Genomic DNA, 17,277 nt, shown 5'->3' with positions numbered 1-17,277 from the left:
ATCGGCCACTGGCGATCGGCCACCGGCCACCGGACATCGGCTCAGGCCGGGCGCACGGCCATCGCGTCGAGGCCCTTGAGCAGCGCGGGAAGCCTCTCGCCCCGCGCGACCGGCAGCACCTCGCGCGGCACCTCGTCGAGCAGGACGAACGCCATGTCGTCGGCCTTCGCCACGAACGACCAGCCGGGGCCGTCCGCGCGCAGCAGCCGCGTGCCGGCCTCCGCGCCGGAGGCGGACCGCACCCGTCCCACCGGCGGCGGCTCCTCCAGGTAGCCGTGCAGCTCGTCCAGGACCCTCCTGACGCCGTCGTACGGGTCGCTCCCGGAGGTCCGGGAGGCTCCGGGGGGCGCGGCCGGCGGCGCACCGTCGCTGTCTGCGGCCTCCGGGATCGGAGCGCCCTTCGGAGCCGACTCGTCCTTGGGAGCCGACTCGTCCTTCGAAGGCGGCGAGCCGTCCGCGTACGTGCCGTCGTCGTTGATCCGGGACCGCCAGGCGGTCCAGTGGAGCGCCACCTGATCGGCGCCCAGACGGCGCTGGGCGGGCCCCCACGCGTCGCCCGACGGCGGGGCCAGCGGGGCGGGGTCGCCCTCCTCGGGCTCCGGGTCGTGCGGGGCCGGCACTCCCGGGGCGGCGGTGGCCACGGGGAGTGGCCAGCCCGGCAGCCCGGCGACCACGGACCGCTCGTCGGGGGACAGGTCGTAGGCCATGCCGCAGTCCCAGGAGGAGATCGCCACGGCCACCAGCGACACGTCGTCGACGACCACCGTCCACCGCGCCCCCAGGCCGTCCTGGCCGAAGACGAGCCCGTACCCGTCCGGGTGCGGTCCCAGTCCCAGCGCCGCACAGGCCGCCGGATAGTCGTCTCCGAGCACGCTCGGAAAGCGCGCGGGCGTCAGCAGTGCCGCGGTCAGCACGAACAACGCGTCGGCGTCGCCGTCGCCCTCGGCGATCGGGTCCGTCCCAGCCACGGCAGCCTCCCCATCCGGTCGTCGGCGCACCTTAACCAGTGAGTAACCCACGCGTCGAGGGTTCCGCCGGGGGAGTCCCCGCCCGTCCGCCCGGCGTCACGCCGATTCGTTCCGCAGACCGAGCAGCGAGCGGGCCACGGTGAGCGGTGACTCGTTCCGCTCCCGGGCGAGCGCGACGAGGGCCCGGCAGGCCAGTTCGTTCACGCCGAAGGAGAGCGCGCCGGGGGAGACGCGGTTCGCGGCCTCCTCCGCCCGGGCCTGGTCGTCCTCGGCGCACGCGGCCACGTACACCGCCGCCGCCTCGAAGAGGTTGTGCCCCTGCCGGACGGGCCGCGCCGGCGCCGGCGCGGCGGCCCCGGGCGGCTTCCGGGCGAAGGAGAGGAGTCTGCGGAGTCTTTCCGGTACCTGCGTCACGGCCCGCCGCCTTTCCCGGGCACGACTGCCCGGCAGGTCCACCGTAGACAGGGAAGTGCCGGTGCAGAAGGGGGCATTGGCACTCCGAAGCCCGAAGCCCGAAGCCCGAAGCCCGAAGCCCGAAGCCCGAAGCCCGAAGCCCGAAGCCCGAAGCCCGGCGGGGGACGGGTCTGCCTGCCGAGGGGCGCCGTCGTGCCTCAGCCCTCGCGGACGGCCAGGGCCAGGTACCGGGTGTCCTCGTCGACGTAGTCCACGAGCCGCCAGCCGGCCCCGGCGAGCAGGGGACGCAGCCGGGACTCGGCGCGCAGGTCGTCCGGCGTGAGGGCGCGACCGTGCCGCGCCGCCAGGGCGGCCCGTCCGATCGGGTGGAACAGCGCGAGCCTGCCGCCGGGCCGTACGACACGGGCGAGTTCCCGCAGACCGGCGGCGGGATCCGCGAGGTGCGAGACGAGCCCCGCGCCGAAGACGGCGTCGAGCGCGCCCTCGCGGACGGGCAGCCGGCCGACGTCGGCGAGGAGCAGCGCCCCGCCGTCCGTACTGCCGCGCCCGGCCCGGACGGCCCGTTCGAGCATCTCGGGGGTGAGGTCCACCCCGACGACGGTCCCGGAGGGGCCGACGGCGGCGCGGAGCGGCGGAAGCGCGCGGCCGGTCCCGCAGCCCGCGTCGAGGACCGAGTCACCCGGACGCAGGCCGAGCTCGGCCACGGCGGCGGCGTACGCGGGACCGTCGTCGGGGAACCGGCTGTCCCAGTCGGCGGCGCGGGCACCGAAGAACTCTCGAACGCGTGCGGGGTCGTCGCTCATGTGCTCATGATCCCCTAGTCGGAGGTGTGGGAATCCGGCGTGCCCGCCACCCGAAGGGGTGAACGTTCGGCAAGGTCTTTCTGAGTGAGCGTTCGGACCCGGCGCGATCGTTCGGAGTCGGCTCTCTGTCACATTCCATCAGCTTTCGAAATGCGCCCCCGGTGCGCCCCCTGATGCGCACTAGCGTCCCTGGGCCATGGGACACCTGGACCACGCCGCCTTCGGCTGGCTTACCCCCGTGCTGTCGTGCGCGATGGCCTGTGTCGGCGCCGCCCTCGGGCTGCGCTGCACCGTGCGGGCGCTCGACGCGACCGGCCGGGCACGGCGGAACTGGCTGCTCACCGCCGCTTCCGCGATCGGCAGCGGCATCTGGACGATGCACTTCGTGGCGATGCTCGGATTCGGCGTGACGGGCACCGACATCCGTTACGACGTTCCGCTCACCGTCCTCGGCCTCGTCGTCGCGATGGCCGTCGTCGGCGTCGGCATGCTCGCCGTCGGCCACGGCGGACGCGACCGGACCCGTTCCCTGCTGGTCGGCGGACTGACCACGGGTGTCGGTGTGGCGAGCATGCACTATCTGGGCATGGCCGCCCTCCGGCTCCACGGCCAGATCCGGTACGACCCCCTGCTCGTCGGCCTCTCCGTCCTCATCGCCGTCGTCGCCGCCACCGCGGCCCTGTGGGCGGCCCTCCACATCCACGCGCCCGCGGCCGTGGCCTTCGCCTCGCTCGTCATGGGCGCGGCCGTCAGCAGCATGCACTACACCGGCATGCTCGCGGTGAGCGTCGAGGTGGCCCCCTCCGGCGCCGCCCTCCCCGGTGCCACGGTCATGCAGTTCGTCTTCCCGCTCGCCGTCGGCCTCGGCTCGTACCTCTTCGTCACCGCCGCCTTCGTCGCCCTCTCCCCGACGGCCGGGGAACGCGCCGCGTACGCCTCCGCGGGGCGCCCCGCCGAGCCGGACGATCCCCCGGTGGACCTCGCGCCCCGGGGTTCCCGCCCTGCCGAAGCCGCCCGCACGCGCACGCGTACGTACTGAGCCGGCGCACCTCCCGATCCGGTCGGGCCGCTCCGTCCGTCCACGCCGCCCCGCTCGCCCGGGCACCCGCCCCACCACACCAGAGACAGCCGCAGCCGGAACGCCGCAGCCGGAACGAGGAGGCCATGCGAACTCCCCGCAGGACCAAGGACGCCGGGGCACCGGCACCGCCGACAGCCGTGCGCGGGCGGCGCGCTCACGCGGGGCCGTCCGCCGACGAGCCCGAGGAGCACGACCGCGGGGCCTTCCCGACGGCCGACGGAAGGTGGACCGCGCCTCCGGGCGCCGACGGGACCACCGCCTCCGAGGGATCCAGCAGCCCTGCGCGGCCCGCCGCCTCCGGAGGAACCATCGCCTCCGAGGGATCCACCGGCCCGGTGGGAGCCACTGCCCCCGCAGGGATCTCCGCCTCCGACGGTGAGCGGGTCGCCCCCGGCACTGAGCACATCCGGCCCGCCCCGCGCTCCGGCCCGCGCCCCCGTACGGTCCGCGCCAAGATCGTCTCGCTCCTGATGGTCCCGGTCGTCTCGCTCCTCGCCCTGTGGGGCTTCGCCACCGTCACCACCGCCCAGGACGTCGCCCGGCTCGGTCGGCTCCAGCGCCTCGACGCCGAGGTCGGAGAGCCCGTGTCGGCCGCCCTCACGGCGCTCCAGGCCGAACGGCGAGCCGCCGTACGGCAGATCGCGGCCCCCGGCGCCGACCGGGCCGCCGAGGTCGAGGACCGGATGCGGCGCACCGACGAGGCCGTCGACCGGCTCCGCCTGGACGAGAGCCACACCGTCGGCGACACCGGGGATCTGCCCCGCGAGGTCGCCGATCGGGTGAACGCGTTCGTCGGCAAGGTCGAGGGCCTCGCCCTCCTGCGTACCGCCGCTGCCGACGGACGGGCCGACCGGGACCAGGTCTACGCGGAGTACACCGAGGTGATCTCCGCCGCCTTCGCCGTCGGCGGCGCCCTCGCCGGCGTCCAGGACGCCGAACGGGGAGCCGACGCGCGCGTACTCCTGGAATTCGGCCGGGCGGGCGAGATGCTGTCCCGCGAGGACGCCCTCCTCGGCTCCGCACATCTCACCGGCCTGCTCACCGCCGACCAACTGCGCGCCTTCTCCGGAGCCGTCGAGACCCGCCGCACCCTCATCGCCTCGGCCACCGCCGACCTGCCCGCCGCCGAACGCGCCGCGTGGAACCGGCTCGCCGCCGGCGCCGACCACGCCCGGCTCACCCGCGCGGAGGACCGGATCGGCGCCGCGAGCCCCGGCCGCCCCGCCGCCCGGGCGGTCACCCCCACCGACTGGAACGCCCCTCTCGCCGCCGTACGCGACGGACTCGCCGCGATCGAGGCCGGCGCGCGTGCCGGAGCGGCCGACCGCACCGACCCCTTCGCCGGCGGCGCCCTCACCACGGGCGGCGCCGCGGTGGTCTTCGGCCTCGTGGCCGCCGGGGCCTCCCTCCTCGTCTCCGTACGGATCGGGCGCGGCCTCGTCGTCGAGCTCGTCGGCCTCCGCAACACCGCCCTCGGCATCGCGCGCCGTGAACTCCCCGCCGCCATGCGCCGGCTGCGCGCCGGCGAGGAGATCGACATCCGCGCCGAAGCGCCGGTCGCACCCGGCTCCCAGGACGAGATCGGCCAGGTCGGCGAGGCCCTCGCCACCGTTCACCGCGCGGCCCTCTCCGCCGCCGTCGAACGCGCCGAACTCGCCGACGGCGTCTCCGGCGTCTTCGTCAACCTCGCCCGCCGCAGTCAGGTCCTCGTCCACCGCCAGCTCACCCTCCTGGACGCCATGGAACGGCGCGCCGACGATCCCGGCGAACTCGACGACCTCTTCCGGCTCGACCACCTCACCACCCGCATGCGGCGCCACGCGGAGAGCCTGATCATCCTCTCCGGCGCCGCGCCCGGCCGCGCCTGGCGCAGGCCCGTCCCCCTCACCGACGTCGTCCGCGCCGCCGTCTCCGAGATCGAGGACTACGTGCGCGTGGAAGTGCCCCGGCTCCCCGAGAGGGCCGTCGTCGGCGGCGCCGTCGCCGACCTCACCCACCTCCTGGCCGAACTCATCGAGAACGCCACCCAGTTCTCCCCGCCCCACACCAAGGTGCGGGTCAGCGGCGAACCCGTCGGCAACGGCTACGTCCTGGAGATCGAGGACCGGGGGCTCGGCATGGGCAGGGAGAGCCTCGCCGAGGCCAACGCCCGCATCGCCCGGTCCGAGGACCTCGACCTCTTCGACAGCGACCGGCTCGGTCTCTTCGTGGTCAGCAGGCTCTCCTCCCGCCACGACGTCAAGGTCCATCTGCGGGCCTCCCCCTACGGCGGCACGACGGCCGTCGTCCTCCTCCCCACCGACGTGCTCCGGGGCGCACCACCGCCGGGAAGCGGTGCACCGGCGGACGGCCCCCGCGCGACTCGGGGGCACGGGGAGGACCGGGAACGCGAGGGCGCGCCCCGCGCCGAGGTCCGCCGCCTCGGCAGTGGCCGACCGTCCCGCTCCTCCACGGACCGGACCGGTCCCGCCCTCCCCGGGGACACGCGCCGGACCGTCCCGCGTCCGCAGGGAAGCGGGCGGCACGGGAGCCTCCCGCCGCAGCCGGACGGATCCCGGACGCCGCCGCCCCGCATCTCGTCGTCCATCCGCCCGCAGCCACAGTCGCAACCGCAACCGCTGCTGCGCCCGACGGCCGTCCCCGCGCTCACGACGCATCCGGAGCCCGGTCCGAAAGCCGGGCCGGTGCCCGCAGGGGTCACCGCCCTGCGCCCCCGCGGCTCCTCCGTACCGCCGCCGGCGGGGGAGCGGGAAGGGCCGCGGGAGCAGCCGTCCGGAACGGCGGTCGACGGCCCCGGCGGGCACGAGGGCGAACTGCCCCGTCGCGTACGGCAGGCGAGCCTCGTCCCGCGGTTGCGCGAGACACCGGACCGGGAGCCGGCCCCCGCACCGGCCGCGCCCGGTGCGGACGCCCGCACCCCGGAGCGGGTCCGGGAACGGATGACGGCCTACCGGGACGGCTGGCAGCGGGGCGGTGGCGCGGCCCCGGGCGGCGGACGCTCGCTCGGCACCGGCGCGGGCCACGACGGCGGACGCCCCCGCCCCGCCCCCCTGCACGCCCCTCACCCCGAAGGAGACGACACATGATCGACCACGAGAGGGTCTCCCCCCACCGCCCCGGCGAACTCGACTGGCTCCTCGACGACCTCGTGGGGAGGGTCCGCGAGGTCCGCCACACCGTGGTGCTCTCCAGCGACGGACTCGCCGTCGGGGCCTCCGGCGGCCTCGGCCGGGAGGACGCCGAACACCTCGCGGCCATCGCCTCCGGCTTCCACAGCCTCGCCAAGGGCGCGGACCGCCAGTTCCGCACCGGCGGGGTCCGCCAGACGATGGTCGAGATGGACGACGGCTTCCTCTTCGTGGCGGCCGCGGGGGACGGCTCCTGCCTCGCCGTCCTCAGCTCCGCGCACGCCGACATCGGCCTCGTCGCCTACGAGATGGCCCGTCTCGTGAAGCGCGTCGGCGAGCACCTGCACACCCCGCCGCGCCTCACGGCGCCTCCACCGGCCGCCGACTGACCCGGAGGGTCCCGTGAACGAGGACAGCACCGGCGGCGGCCCGTCCGTGCCGGGCGGCCGGTGGTACGACTCCGACGCCGGTCCGCTCGTACGCCCGTACGCGATGACCGGCGGCCGGACGAAGCCGGGGTCCGGCGACGTACGGTTCGACCTCATCGCCCTCGTCGTCGTGGACGACGATCCGCCCGGGCCCGCCGAGGAGTCCCTCCTCGGTCCCGAGCACCGGTCCCTGCTCGCCCTGTGCCGGGCCGAGACCCAGTCGGTGGCCGAACTCGCTGCCGACGCCGACCTGCCCGTCGGAGTCGTCCGGGTGCTCCTCGGCGACCTCCTCGCATCGGGCTTCGTCCGTGTCGGCCGACCCGTGCCGCCCGCGCGGCTCCCCGACGAAAGAATCCTGAGGGAAGTAATCGATGGCCTACGAGCACTCTGAGAGAACCGGCGCGGACGACGACGCGGACACCACCGACCTCGCCCTGAAGATCCTCGTCGCCGGCGGGTTCGGCGTCGGCAAGACCACCCTCGTCGGCGCGGTCAGCGAGATCCGGCCCCTGCGCACCGAGGAACGGCTCAGCCGGGCCGGGGAACTCGTCGACGACACCGGCGGCGTGGACCGGAAGACCACCACGACCGTCGCCATGGACTTCGGCCGCATCACGATCCGCTCCGGACTCTCGCTCTACCTCTTCGGCACTCCCGGTCAGGACCGGTTCTGGTTCCTGTGGGACGAGCTGGCACAGGGCGCGCTCGGGGCGGTCGTCCTCGCCGACACCCGGCGCCTGGAGGACTGCTTCCCGGCGGTCGACTACTTCGAGCACCGGCGGATCCCCTTCGTGGTCGCCGTCAACTGCTTCACGGGCGCGCGTGCCTACGGCGCGCACGACGTCTCCCGCGCGCTCGACCTGGACCGGGGCACGCCCGTCGTGCTGTGCGACGCGCGCGACCGGGACTCGGGGAAGGAGGTGCTGATCCGCCTGGTCGAGTACGCCGGACGGATGCACACCGCCCGGCTCCTCGACACCGTCGGCTGAACCACGCACGGATCCGCCGGCCGGGCGTGCGGATCGGATATCCGGACCGGCGGGATCCCCGGTCTCCGGTACCCGGCCCCCGGCCCTTAGTCCCCAGCCCCTGGTCGTTCCCGGTCCTCCGTCCTCAGTTCCCAATCCTCAGTCCTCAGTCCTCAGTCCGCGAGGCCGGCTTCGGCGATCACCTTGTCGATCCTCACCCGGACGAGGAGTTCGCCGGGAACGGCGTTGCGCGTGCCGAACTCCTCCGCGCGGTCCTCACCCATGTAGCGGGCGCCGATGCGGGTGGCCCAGTGGCGCAACGCGTCCGGTTCCTCGCTGAGTTCGGCACGCCCGAACAGCGAGACGAAGGAGAACGGCGGGTCCTCGTCGTCGACGCACAGGGACACCCGTCCGTCGCGGGCGAGGTTGCGGCCCTTCACCGTCGTCTTCCCGGTGTTGAACACGAAGTCGTCGCCGTCGAGCACGAACCAGATCGGCACGACGTGGGGACTGCCGTCGTCGCGGACGGTCGCCAGCTTGCCGGTGCGGGTGCCCGCGGACACGAAGGCCCGCCACTGGTCATCGGTCATCCTCGTCATGCCTCCCATCCTGCGGCACACGCGGGCGTGGTGCAGTGCTTGCCCTGCCCACGACAGTGCGTAAGGCTTGCGCCGACACGCGGACCACGGTGGCACGGGGAGCACGGGAATCCGGGTCGACGGGGACGCACCACGTAGGGGGAGGACGACTGATGGCGTTGGACAAGGGACTGGACTGGCTCCTGGACGACCTGACGCAGCGGGTCGGACACATACGGCACGCGCTGGTGCTGTCGAACGACGGTCTGGTGACGGGCGCGAGCAGCGGCTTGGTGCGCGAGGACGCCGAGCACCTGGCCGCCGTCTCCTCCGGCCTGCACAGCCTCGCCCGGGGCTCGGGCCGGCACTTCAAGGCGGGCCGGGCACGGCAGACGATGGTGGAGTTCGACGAGGCGCTGCTCTTCGTGACCGCCGCGGGCGAGGGCAGTTGCCTGTGCGTCCTGAGCGCGGCGGAGGCGGACGTCGGTCAGGTGGCGTACGAGATGACCCTGCTGGTCAACCGGGTCGGCGAACACCTCGCCGTGGAGGCGCGGCAGCCCGGCCCTCCGGGGGACGGCCCGTTCTGACGGCCCGTTCCGACGGCTCCTCCGGCGTCCCTCCGTGATGTTCCGCCACGAGTTGTCCACAGGTGGTTGTCCACAGATGGTGCGAGGTTCGTCACTCTGCGTTACGTTCTTTTCGGCGGGTCGGACGGATCCGCGCCACGGAGAGTACGGACGTACGGGGGAGGGCCGCGTGATGACGACGGAGGGCCACGACAGGACGGCGGGCGAAGGGGTGCGGACGGTGACCCCGGTGCGGGCCGCGCAGGAACTGGAGCTGAAGCGCGACGAATTCCGGCTCGCGGTCCAGCTCGGCCTGGTGCGGACGGTGCCGGCGGGAGAGAGCGGGCGAAGGCGTGTCGAGCGGTGCGAGCTCGACCGCCTCAGGGCCGCGCCGGACTTCCCCGCCGGCCTGCGCGACCGGGTGCGCGCGGTGGGCACCGCGGAGGCCGCCGCGCTCCTCGGAATCACCCCGGAGCGGTTCACCCGACTGGTCCGGACGGGGCACCTCAGCCCGGTGCGGTTCTCCCTGAACCGCTATCGAGCGGTGGTGTGGACGTACCTGGCGCAGGAGGTCGCCGACTTCGGCCGCACCTGTCCGGCGCTGCTCGCGGGACGGCTGCCGCAGGCGCTCCGCGAGCGCCTGGCCGCGCACGAGGACCTGCGGCCGAGGAACTGGCGTGCGCGACGGCTCTCCCTGCTGCTCCGTGCGGCCGAGGACCCGTGGGCGCGGGCCGCGGCCATCGCCTCGCTGCTCGATCCGCTCCAGGCGGCCGAGGTCGTGGACGATCCGTACGAGCGCGCGCACCTCGACCGGTTGCGTCCGCCCCCGCCGCCCGGGATGCCGACGCACGCGGCGGCACGCGAGATCGCCGAGCGGCTCACCCGGGCCGACGACCCCGACGAGATCCTCTGGCACCGGCTGAGCCTGGCGCTCGCCCTGGACGAGGCGCGGGCCGTGTGCCCGGCCCCGTATCCGGGGGAGACCGCCACGGCGGCCACGGTCGCCCCGGCTGCCACGGCCACGCCGGCTACCAGGAGGGCCGACGCCGTCCCCGTGCCTTCCGTACTGTCCGGGGCGGCGGATCCGTGGGCCGTGCCGGTGACGGTACGCGGCGGCCCGCGGGCCCTGTCGGCGCGGCCCCTGCCGACGGCGTCGCTTCCCGCGGCCGCGCCGCCCTTCGTGGAGGCACCGCCCCTGCACGCGACACCGGCGACGGCTCCGCCACCACAGGAGACCGTCCCGGGTTCGCCTCCGGCGGTTCCCGCTCCCGCCGGGCATCCGGCAACGGCGTCCGGTCGTCCGGCCTCCCACCGGGCCTCCCGTCCGACCCGCACCCGGCTCCTCGACCGGTTCCGCCGGGGGAGGGGGAGCGGCGAGGCGCGCGCCCGGCGACGGAAGCGCCCGGTGGCCTGGCCCTGATGCCGGCCCGGGCCGGGCGGCGAAGCAGGGCGGCGGCCCTCGCGGTGCGGCGGCCGCCGAGGGATGCTGGAGAGGTGGCGCGACGCGTGCGCGGTACGAGGAGCGCGGGGCGTCACCGGCGACCGGGGGGCCGTGAGGAGATGAGCGACGTGTACGACCTGCACATCGACACCGACGTCACCGTCCAGTTGAGCGACTGCGGTCGGGAGGACGCCCAGGCCGTCTTCGACGTCCTCGACGCGGTCTACCGACTGGAGGACATGACGGCCCCCGGTCCGCAGGCGGCGGAGGGACCTTCCCCCACCGTCTGGACGGCCACGTTCGACACGGCCGGAGGGGAGCACCGGGAGGCGTCTCCCGCTCACCTGTCCGCCCTGGTCGGCGTCACGCTCACCGGTGGCTACCACGCCGTCGACGAGGTCGAGAGGGTCCTGGCCACCGGCTTCGAGGTCCAGTCCCGGCACACCGTCTCCGGCGACCAGGAGAGGGAGGCGCGCCTGCTGCTCGCCTCCCGCTGAACGGCGGGCGCCTCGCGCGGGGCGTCGCCGTAGGAGACACCGCCGTCAGAACGCCCCGGGAGACGCGGACGGGCGCTCCCGGGGCTCCCGCACGCCCGTGAACGGCCGCTCGACCCCGCCGTCGCCCTCGGTATACACCCTGTGTAGTGTGCATGTTCGGTCGCACGGCCCGCCCTGACCAGGTGGTGGCCGCGACCCTGTCGAACGTCACCGGGGAAAGCGGGTTTCACCATGTTCCGATCCAGGCTGCGCCGACGCGGGGGAACGACCGTCGCCCTGCTGCTCGCCGCGTCGCTGGTGACGACGCTGAGCGGCTGCGGCGTCGACCCGCTCACTCCGCAGGAGGCGCGGGAGGAGGCGGGGTCGAACGACAAGCCGGGCGACACGGGCCGCCGCGTCGACTGCACCAAGGCCAAGTGCATCGCGCTGACCTTCGACGCCGGGCCGGGCAAGGACACCCCCAGGCTCCTGGACATCCTCAAGGAGAAGCAGGTCCCCGCCACCTTCTTCCTGCTCGGCAGCAAGCACGTCGACCGCTACCCCGAGGTGGTCAAGCGCATCTCCGACGAGGGGCACGAGGTCGCCAACCACACCTGGACGCACCGGATCCTGACGGATCTCGACGCCGTCGACGTCCGCGAGGAGCTGTCGCGCACCCAGGACGCCGTCGAGAGGATCACGGGCCGGAAGCCCACCCTGATGCGCCCGCCGCAGGGCCGTACCGACGACACCGTGTCCGACGTCAGCCGGGAACTGGGCCTCGCCCAGATCCTGTGGAGCATCACGGCCAAGGACTACTCGACCGACGACTCGGCCCTCATCGAGCAGCGCGTCCTCGAGCAGGCGCACGGCGACGGGATCATCCTGCTCCACGACATCTACGACGGCACGGTCCCGGCCGTCCCCCCGATCATCGACGAGCTCAAGCGGCGGGGCTTCACCTTCGTGACCGTGCCGGAGCTCCTCGCCCCCGGAAAGGCGGAGCCCGGCACCGTCTACCGTCCCGAGAAGGACTGACCCTCCCGCCCGGCCGGGAAAGACCCGTCCGAAAAGGGGTGATCTGCCTCACATCGCCCACGTGGGAACTCTCGGAACATTCGGGAAAGGTTTACCGTTCATACGTATGTGACGGCGGAGGGGCCCGGTCCCCGAGGTTCCCCCCCGAGAGGTGACCGCCCTTCGCCCGTCACGGCGATCGGCCCCGGTTGGAACCCCCCGTCCAACCGGGGCTTTGTCGTTCCTCCCCCTTTCCCGCCTCCCCTTGCGCGGCACGTCCACGGCGCCCGAGGAGCGCCCGAGGAGCGCACGCACCGGCGCGTTCGACTCGTTCGAGTGAGCCTCGGAATGACGGCCGTACGCCCCGGAAATGATCGCCCCGAGCCGGTGACACGACCACTCGCCGGCCCTCCGACCAGGGACGATCACAGGGGGATCCATGTTCCGTGCTGCTTCGCGCGCCCGCCACGCCCTCGGGGTGGCGGCCGCCTCGCTCCTGCTCGCCGGGTGCACCACCGTCGGCTCCGGAGCGCCCGCGAAGTCCGGCGTTCCGGCCACCGAGGCGGCCCGGGACGAGCTCCTCAAGGCCGCCGAGCGTCGCCTCGTCGCCGACTGCCTGAGCGCCCGGGGCCTCACCCCCGCGGCCAGGCCCCGCGCCCCGGACGAGGACCGCGCCTTCCGGGCGGCGCTCTTCGGCGCCGGACCCCGCGAGCTCTCCGTCACCCTCGCGACGGGCGCCACCGTCACCGCCCACACGGACGGCTGCCTCGCCACCGCCCGTCACCGGCTCTACGGCGACCAGCACCGCTGGTTCCGTGCCCAGGTCACCGTCGACAACCTCCGCGCCGAGGCCCAGGACCGGATGCGCGCCGACCCGGTCCACCGCGCGGCCCTCGCCCGCTGGACCGGATGCGTGGCACCACCGGGCCGGCCCCGCCCCGACCGTCCGGCCCCGGCCGTCGCCGCCCGTTGCGCCCGCGAGACCGGACTCGACTCCGTACGCGCACGACTGGAGTCCGCCGAGCTGGTCGCCGTGCGCGCCCTGCACCGCGACGAGCTCACCACGTACCGGCAGTTGCGCGACCGCGCGCTGCGGCGGGCGGCCGAACTGCCCGCACCCACCCACCCGACCCATCCGCAGAAAGGCCACACCCTCCCGTGAAGCGAATCCTCACCGCCACCGTCGCGGCTCTGCTCGCCGCCACCACCGGTCTCGCCCTCGCCTCCTCCGCCGGAGCCGCCGAATGCCCCAGCGGCAACTTCTGCGTCTGGCAGGAGGCCGACTTCGGCGGTCAGCGCGCCAATTGGAGCGGAGACGACGGCTGGTGGGAGAGCTGGATCTCCGACACCGACTCCTCCTGGGCCAACCACGGCATCTCCGGCCCCGGCATCAAGGACCACGTCCGCGTCTACGAGAACGCCTGGCAGGGCGGTGGCATGACCATCTGTCTCGGCCCCGGCCAGGAGGTCGGATACAGCGGTGCCGCCAACGACCGCGGCGACTCCCACATCTGGGCGACCGGCTGCTGACCCCGGACCGCCCCGGCCTCTGACCGCCTCGGCCCCGACCGCCTCCGCCCCGGCCGGTGTCGGATCCCGGCGGTGTCAGCTTGGGCAGGGGGAGGCGGTCGGGTGGCGGAGGGCGGAGGCCAGCATCAGGCCCGCGCCGCGGACGACGCTGGTCGACGGGTCGTTGGCCAGGCGGAGGCGGGCCCGCAGGAGATGGGCCAGCCGGCCGGTCACGTCGAGGCGCAGGGCGCCGCCGCCCGTCACCAGGACGCCCCGGCGCAGCGCCCCGCGCACGGCGCCCGTGCGGTCGCGCCGCCACAGGTCGCTCACCAGATCGGCCGCCGTCCCGGCGACCGGGTCCGGGGCGCTCCCCGGGTCCGGCAGGTCGTCGAGGCCGACCTCGGCGAGCCGGGCGTCCGTGACGAGGCCGTCCACGACGAGCGTGACCTCGGTGAGCTGCGCACCGAGGTCGACCACGAGCAGCGGGCCGTCGCCGGGCGGGGCCGCGTGGGCCGCCGCGGCGCGGGCGCTGTCCACGGCGAAGACCCGCACCGCGCCGAGACCGTCCACCACCCGCCTCACCGCCTCCCGCTCCTCCCGGCCGGCGAGCACCGGGTGGGCCAGCATCACCACGGTGTCGTGCTGCCCGTCGTGGCCCGGCGCCCCGGCCGTCAGGCGCCGCAGCAGCCGGAGCTGGGAGTCCGCGTCGGTCACGCGGCCGCGCAGCACCGGACCGCTCGGCACGTCCGCGAAGACGCCCGCCCCGGGGGACCAGGCGCGGGTCCGGGAGCTGCCGATGTCGAGGGCGATCCCGCGTACCGGCCGCCCGGTGCCTCGGCCGCCGTGTGCCGACCCGAACGAACCCACCGTCTCCGTCACTTCCGCGCCTTCCTCCCGGACCCGCTGAATGCGAGGCCGACATGGCACCTCACTATGCAGTATCCGTAGCGGCAGCGCCATGCTGGTTGGAGATCGAAGGGAGTTCGCCGGAACGGCTCAGCTTTCGGCGCCCAGCCACAGGTCGGGGCCGAAGACCTCGTAGTGGATGTCGGCCGCGGCGGTGCCCCGGCCGATGAGGTCGCCGCGCACGGCGCGCAGGAAGGGCAGCGGCCCGCAGAGGTACGCGGTCGTGCCCGCCGGCAGGTCGAGCGCGGTGACGTCCGCGCGGCCCGGACGGGCGCCGGAGTCGTCCGGCTCCTCGTACCAGAGGTGCAGGGTCCCCTGCGGCAGCGCGTCCACGAGGCGCCGCAGTTCGGCGGCGTGCGCGTGGGACGCGGGCGCGCGGTCGGCGTGCACGACCGCGACGGGGCGGGTCGAGCCGGTCTCCACGAGGTGGTCGAGCATCGCCAGCATCGGGGTGCTGCCGATCCCGGCGGAGGCGAGCAGCAGGGGGCCGTCGCCCCCGGGCAGGACCAGGTCGCCGAACGGGGCCGACACCTCGACCGCGTCGCCCTCGCGGGCGTGGGCGTGCAGCCAGGACGAGACCTCGCCCGCCGGGTCGCCGTCGACCCGCTTCACCGTGATCCGCCACTGCGGGCGCCCGGGGGCGGCGGAGAGGCTGTACTGGCGGATCTGCCGGGCGCCGTCGGGCAGGGCGACCCGGACGCTCACGTACTGGCCCGGCCGGAACGCGCCCGTGGGGCTCCCGTCCGCGGGGCGCAGGACGAACGAGACCGTGTCGGCCGTCTCCTCCCGCCGCTCGGCGATCCGCATCGACCGCCAGACCTGCCCCTCGGGGACACCGGCCTCCTGGTACAGCCGGGCCTCCACGGCGACGAGGGCGTTGGCCATCAGCCAGTACACCTCGTCCCAGGCGCGTGCGACCTCGGGCGTCACCGCGTCGCCGAGGACCTCCGCGATCGCGGCGAAGAGGTGCTCGTGCACGACCTTGTACTGCTCCGAGGTGACCCCGAGCGAGGCGTGCTTGTGCGCGATCCGCGCCAGCATCGCGTCCGGGCGCCGGTCCGGGTGGTCGAGGAGGGCCACGGCGAAGGCCGCTATGGAGCCCGCGAGCGCCTGCCGCTGCTCGCCGTTGGCCTGGTTGCCCCGGTTGAACAGGTCGCGCAGGAGCTCGGGGCGGGCGGCGAAGAGACGCCCGTAGAAGCGCTCGGTGATCCGGTCCAGGGCGCCGCCGACGGCGGGCAGGGTGGCGCGGACGACCGGGGCGGCCTGCTCGGACAGCATGGGGAACTCGCAATCTGGTAGATCATCTACCTATTTAAGGGTGAAGGAGAGCGCGCACCGGTGGTGTGCGCGGTCAGGGGGTGGGGCGGGGGGAGAGCGAGAGGAGGAGGGGGCCGGTCGGCGAGGACACCAGCTCCGCCACGGTCAGCGGATCGAGCACCCGGTAGAACGCCTCCTGCGCCTCGCGGAGCGCCCCCCGGAGCCGACAGGCGGACCTGAGGGGGCAGGGCGGGTCGCCCTCGCAGGCCACGACCTCCTCCTCGCCCTCCAGGGTGCGCGTCAGCCGGCCCACCGACGAGCGCCGGCCCAGCTCCGTCAGGGCGAGACCGCCGCCGCGACCGCGTCGCGCCTCGACCACGCCGAGGTGCTGGAGCCGGGTGATCACCTTCGCCATGTGGGCGTACGGCACGTCCATCGACTCCGCCACCTCCCGCGTGGTGACGGACTCCTCCTGCGCGGTGACCGCCAGGCGCATCACGGCACGGAGCGCCAGGTCGGTGAACTTCGTCAGCCTCACGGCATGACCGTATCAAAGAGGTATTTCAGATGCGCATTCAGGGGGTGAGGTGTCGGCGGCACCGCGACGACGTGGGTGCCGCCCACCCGTGATCGGCCCGCTTCCCCCGAAAGAGCCCACCGGCGGCTCAGGACAGGACCTTGGCCTTCGCCCTCTCGAACTCCTCCGCCGTGATGGCGCCCTTGTCCTTCAGATCGGCCAGCCGGGCCAGCTCGTCCGTGGCGCTCGTACCGCCGCCCCGCGCCCCGGCGGCCTTGCGGATGTAGTCCTGGAACGCGGCCTCGCTGTCCTTCGCCTGCTTGGCGTCGCGTCGACTCATCCCCTTGCCGCGGGCGATGACGTAGACCAGCACCCCGAGGTAGGGGAGCAGGATGCAGAAGACCAGCCAGCCGGCCTTGCCCCAGCCGTGCAGGTCGTGGTCCCGGAAGATGTCGGTGACCACCTTGAACAGCAGGAACAGCCACATGATCCACAGGAAGAACCACAGCATGGTCCAGAAGAGGTTGAGCAGGGGGTAGTCGTCCATGTCCGCACGCTCCGTTCCGGCGCCGGTCGGGGGAGACCGGCCCTTGGGCCGAGTCTCACTCGGGCGCCGCACCCCCGCACGTCGTGGCGGCCCGCGGCCCGGACGGAGCGCGGACCGGCGCGGCTCAGGCGTCGCGCAGGGCGGCCAGCGCGCGATCCGCGTGCGCGCTCATCCGCAGCTCGCTGCGCACGACCTCCCGCACCCGCCGGTCCTGGCCGATCACGAACGTGACCCGCTTCGTCGGCGCGAGCGAGAACCCGCGCTTGACGCCGAACCGTTCCCGTACGGTGCCGTCCGGGTCGGACAGCAGGGGGTACCCGAGGGAGTGCCGCTCGGCGAACTCCTGCTGCCGCTCCACCCCGTCGGAACTCACCCCGACGGGCAGCGCGCCGACGGCGCGGAACTCGGCCGCCAGATCGCGGAAGTGGCAGGCCTCCGCGGTGCAGCCGGGGGTGAGCGCCGCCGGGTAGAAGAAGAGGACGACCGGCCCTTCGGCCAGCAGCCCGGTCAGGGAGCGCGGGGCGCCCGTCTCGTCCGGAAGGCTGAAGTCCTCGACGAGGTCACCGACGTTCATGGAGGTCCGTCCCCGATCCGTTCCGCTGCGCCGCCGGAGCCTCCGGCGGCCGGCCGGTGACGTTACCGCAGGGTAGGACCCCCGGTCACCCCTCGGAAC

The 17,277-nt window shown here is 74.5% G+C and carries 20 protein-coding genes; 11 read left to right on the top strand and 9 right to left on the bottom strand.

The features are described from left to right. Positions 1–41: 41 nt before the first annotated feature. The 3 genes from ACFYNX_RS12460 to ACFYNX_RS12450 form a co-directional block, all read right to left on the bottom strand. A complete protein-coding gene (locus tag ACFYNX_RS12460) occupies positions 42–968 on the bottom strand; it encodes a hypothetical protein (RefSeq protein ID WP_388660668.1) in 927 nt (308 codons plus the stop codon). A gap of 96 nt (positions 969–1,064) precedes the next feature. Next, complete coding sequence (locus tag ACFYNX_RS12455; protein ID WP_365543555.1) at positions 1,065–1,382, bottom strand: hypothetical protein; 318 nt, start codon at positions 1,380–1,382, stop codon at positions 1,065–1,067. 197 nt (positions 1,383–1,579) lie between these two features. Next, a complete protein-coding gene (locus ACFYNX_RS12450) occupies positions 1,580–2,185 on the bottom strand; it encodes a class I SAM-dependent methyltransferase (RefSeq protein WP_388660665.1) in 606 nt (201 codons plus the stop codon). 196 nt (positions 2,186–2,381) lie between these two features. Between ACFYNX_RS12450 and ACFYNX_RS12445 the strand changes: the two genes are divergently transcribed. The 5 genes from ACFYNX_RS12445 to ACFYNX_RS12425 all read left to right on the top strand — a co-directional run bounded on the left by ACFYNX_RS12445 (position 2,382) and on the right by ACFYNX_RS12425 (position 7,811). Continuing rightward, positions 2,382–3,224: an MHYT domain-containing protein gene (locus tag ACFYNX_RS12445; protein WP_388660662.1), complete on the top strand. Its 843-nt coding sequence runs from the start codon at positions 2,382–2,384 to the stop codon at positions 3,222–3,224. Between the two features lie 125 nt (positions 3,225–3,349). Next, a complete protein-coding gene (locus ACFYNX_RS12440) occupies positions 3,350–6,352 on the top strand; it encodes a nitrate- and nitrite sensing domain-containing protein (protein ID WP_388660660.1) in 3,003 nt (1,000 codons plus the stop codon). Further along, positions 6,349–6,783, top strand: a complete 435-nt coding sequence (locus ACFYNX_RS12435; RefSeq protein WP_365543563.1) for a roadblock/LC7 domain-containing protein — start codon at positions 6,349–6,351, stop codon at positions 6,781–6,783. The genes ACFYNX_RS12440 and ACFYNX_RS12435 overlap by 4 nt, the downstream gene beginning before the upstream one ends. Before the next feature lie 13 nt (positions 6,784–6,796). Beyond that, a complete protein-coding gene (locus ACFYNX_RS12430) occupies positions 6,797–7,213 on the top strand; it encodes a DUF742 domain-containing protein (RefSeq protein ID WP_388660657.1) in 417 nt (138 codons plus the stop codon). Beyond that, the gene (locus tag ACFYNX_RS12425; RefSeq protein ID WP_125666196.1) at positions 7,194–7,811 is read left to right on the top strand and encodes an ATP/GTP-binding protein; all 618 of its coding nucleotides are present in this window, start codon (positions 7,194–7,196) and stop codon (positions 7,809–7,811) included. Before ACFYNX_RS12430 ends, ACFYNX_RS12425 begins: the two co-directional genes overlap by 20 nt. A 152-nt stretch (positions 7,812–7,963) precedes the next feature. Here ACFYNX_RS12425 and ACFYNX_RS12420 read toward each other — a convergent pair whose 3' ends face one another. After that, positions 7,964–8,389, bottom strand: coding sequence for a PPOX class F420-dependent oxidoreductase (locus ACFYNX_RS12420; RefSeq protein ID WP_388660654.1), 426 nt, complete (start codon positions 8,387–8,389; stop codon positions 7,964–7,966). A 152-nt stretch (positions 8,390–8,541) separates the two neighbouring features. On the opposite strand from ACFYNX_RS12420, the gene ACFYNX_RS12415 reads away from it, so the two are divergent. From ACFYNX_RS12415 to ACFYNX_RS12390, 6 genes are all read left to right on the top strand, one after another. Further along, positions 8,542–8,955: a roadblock/LC7 domain-containing protein gene (locus tag ACFYNX_RS12415; RefSeq protein WP_388660651.1), complete on the top strand. Its 414-nt coding sequence runs from the start codon at positions 8,542–8,544 to the stop codon at positions 8,953–8,955. 172 nt (positions 8,956–9,127) lie between these two features. Further along, positions 9,128–10,354, top strand: coding sequence for a DUF6397 family protein (locus tag ACFYNX_RS12410; protein WP_388661538.1), 1,227 nt, complete (start codon positions 9,128–9,130; stop codon positions 10,352–10,354). A gap of 140 nt (positions 10,355–10,494) precedes the next feature. Beyond that, positions 10,495–10,872: a hypothetical protein gene (locus tag ACFYNX_RS12405; protein ID WP_388660649.1), complete on the top strand. Its 378-nt coding sequence runs from the start codon at positions 10,495–10,497 to the stop codon at positions 10,870–10,872. A 231-nt stretch (positions 10,873–11,103) separates the two neighbouring features. Continuing rightward, positions 11,104–11,889, top strand: coding sequence for a polysaccharide deacetylase family protein (locus ACFYNX_RS12400; RefSeq protein WP_388660646.1), 786 nt, complete (start codon positions 11,104–11,106; stop codon positions 11,887–11,889). 418 nt (positions 11,890–12,307) lie between these two features. After that, positions 12,308–13,030 (top strand): hypothetical protein, encoded by a 723-nt coding sequence (locus tag ACFYNX_RS12395; protein ID WP_388660643.1) that lies wholly within the window; start codon positions 12,308–12,310, stop codon positions 13,028–13,030. Further along, positions 13,027–13,398 carry a peptidase inhibitor family I36 protein gene (locus tag ACFYNX_RS12390; protein ID WP_388660640.1) on the top strand — a complete coding sequence of 124 codons (372 nt, stop codon included), beginning with the start codon at positions 13,027–13,029 and terminating at the stop codon, positions 13,396–13,398. Before ACFYNX_RS12395 ends, ACFYNX_RS12390 begins: the two co-directional genes overlap by 4 nt. Before the next feature lie 75 nt (positions 13,399–13,473). On the opposite strand, the gene ACFYNX_RS12385 is transcribed toward ACFYNX_RS12390, so the two are convergent. The 5 genes from ACFYNX_RS12385 to ACFYNX_RS12365 form a co-directional block, all read right to left on the bottom strand. Further along, entirely contained in the window at positions 13,474–14,256 is a 783-nt protein-coding gene (locus ACFYNX_RS12385) for a rod shape-determining protein (protein WP_388660637.1), read from the bottom strand. Between the two features lie 117 nt (positions 14,257–14,373). After that, positions 14,374–15,561 (bottom strand): globin domain-containing protein, encoded by a 1,188-nt coding sequence (locus tag ACFYNX_RS12380; protein ID WP_388660634.1) that lies wholly within the window; start codon positions 15,559–15,561, stop codon positions 14,374–14,376. Between the two features lie 73 nt (positions 15,562–15,634). After that, positions 15,635–16,078 (bottom strand): RrF2 family transcriptional regulator, encoded by a 444-nt coding sequence (locus tag ACFYNX_RS12375; RefSeq protein WP_388660631.1) that lies wholly within the window; start codon positions 16,076–16,078, stop codon positions 15,635–15,637. A gap of 127 nt (positions 16,079–16,205) precedes the next feature. Then, complete coding sequence (locus ACFYNX_RS12370; RefSeq protein WP_365543595.1) at positions 16,206–16,604, bottom strand: SHOCT domain-containing protein; 399 nt, start codon at positions 16,602–16,604, stop codon at positions 16,206–16,208. Positions 16,605–16,728: 124 nt separating this feature from the next. Continuing rightward, complete coding sequence (locus ACFYNX_RS12365; RefSeq protein WP_365543598.1) at positions 16,729–17,178, bottom strand: peroxiredoxin; 450 nt, start codon at positions 17,176–17,178, stop codon at positions 16,729–16,731. Positions 17,179–17,277 lie beyond the last annotated feature (99 nt).

It is taken from the genome of Streptomyces sp. NPDC007872, from assembly GCF_042868165.1.
In the GTDB taxonomy this organism is placed as follows: domain Bacteria; phylum Actinomycetota; class Actinomycetes; order Streptomycetales; family Streptomycetaceae; genus Streptomyces.
Note: the sequence above shows the minus strand (reverse complement) of the source record. Positions and strands in the feature narration are given on the sequence as shown.

What these genes read in the sequence shown, in the direction of transcription:
- ACFYNX_RS12450 (WP_388660665.1), bottom strand. Translation starts at nt 2,185, where the DNA reads ATGAGCGACGACCCCGCACGCGTTCGAGAGTTCTTCGGTGCCCGCGCC.
- ACFYNX_RS12445 (WP_388660662.1), top strand. Translation starts at nt 2,382, where the DNA reads ATGGGACACCTGGACCACGCCGCCTTCGGCTGGCTTACCCCCGTGCTG.
- ACFYNX_RS12440 (WP_388660660.1), top strand. Translation starts at nt 3,350, where the DNA reads ATGCGAACTCCCCGCAGGACCAAGGACGCCGGGGCACCGGCACCGCCG.
- ACFYNX_RS12435 (WP_365543563.1), top strand. Translation starts at nt 6,349, where the DNA reads ATGATCGACCACGAGAGGGTCTCCCCCCACCGCCCCGGCGAACTCGAC.
- ACFYNX_RS12425 (WP_125666196.1), top strand. Translation starts at nt 7,194, where the DNA reads ATGGCCTACGAGCACTCTGAGAGAACCGGCGCGGACGACGACGCGGAC.
- ACFYNX_RS12420 (WP_388660654.1), bottom strand. Translation starts at nt 8,389, where the DNA reads ATGACGAGGATGACCGATGACCAGTGGCGGGCCTTCGTGTCCGCGGGC.
- ACFYNX_RS12415 (WP_388660651.1), top strand. Translation starts at nt 8,542, where the DNA reads ATGGCGTTGGACAAGGGACTGGACTGGCTCCTGGACGACCTGACGCAG.
- ACFYNX_RS12410 (WP_388661538.1), top strand. Translation starts at nt 9,128, where the DNA reads ATGACGACGGAGGGCCACGACAGGACGGCGGGCGAAGGGGTGCGGACG.
- ACFYNX_RS12405 (WP_388660649.1), top strand. Translation starts at nt 10,495, where the DNA reads ATGAGCGACGTGTACGACCTGCACATCGACACCGACGTCACCGTCCAG.
- ACFYNX_RS12400 (WP_388660646.1), top strand. Translation starts at nt 11,104, where the DNA reads ATGTTCCGATCCAGGCTGCGCCGACGCGGGGGAACGACCGTCGCCCTG.
- ACFYNX_RS12395 (WP_388660643.1), top strand. Translation starts at nt 12,308, where the DNA reads ATGTTCCGTGCTGCTTCGCGCGCCCGCCACGCCCTCGGGGTGGCGGCC.
- ACFYNX_RS12380 (WP_388660634.1), bottom strand. Translation starts at nt 15,561, where the DNA reads ATGCTGTCCGAGCAGGCCGCCCCGGTCGTCCGCGCCACCCTGCCCGCC.
- ACFYNX_RS12370 (WP_365543595.1), bottom strand. Translation starts at nt 16,604, where the DNA reads ATGGACGACTACCCCCTGCTCAACCTCTTCTGGACCATGCTGTGGTTC.
- ACFYNX_RS12365 (WP_365543598.1), bottom strand. Translation starts at nt 17,178, where the DNA reads ATGAACGTCGGTGACCTCGTCGAGGACTTCAGCCTTCCGGACGAGACG.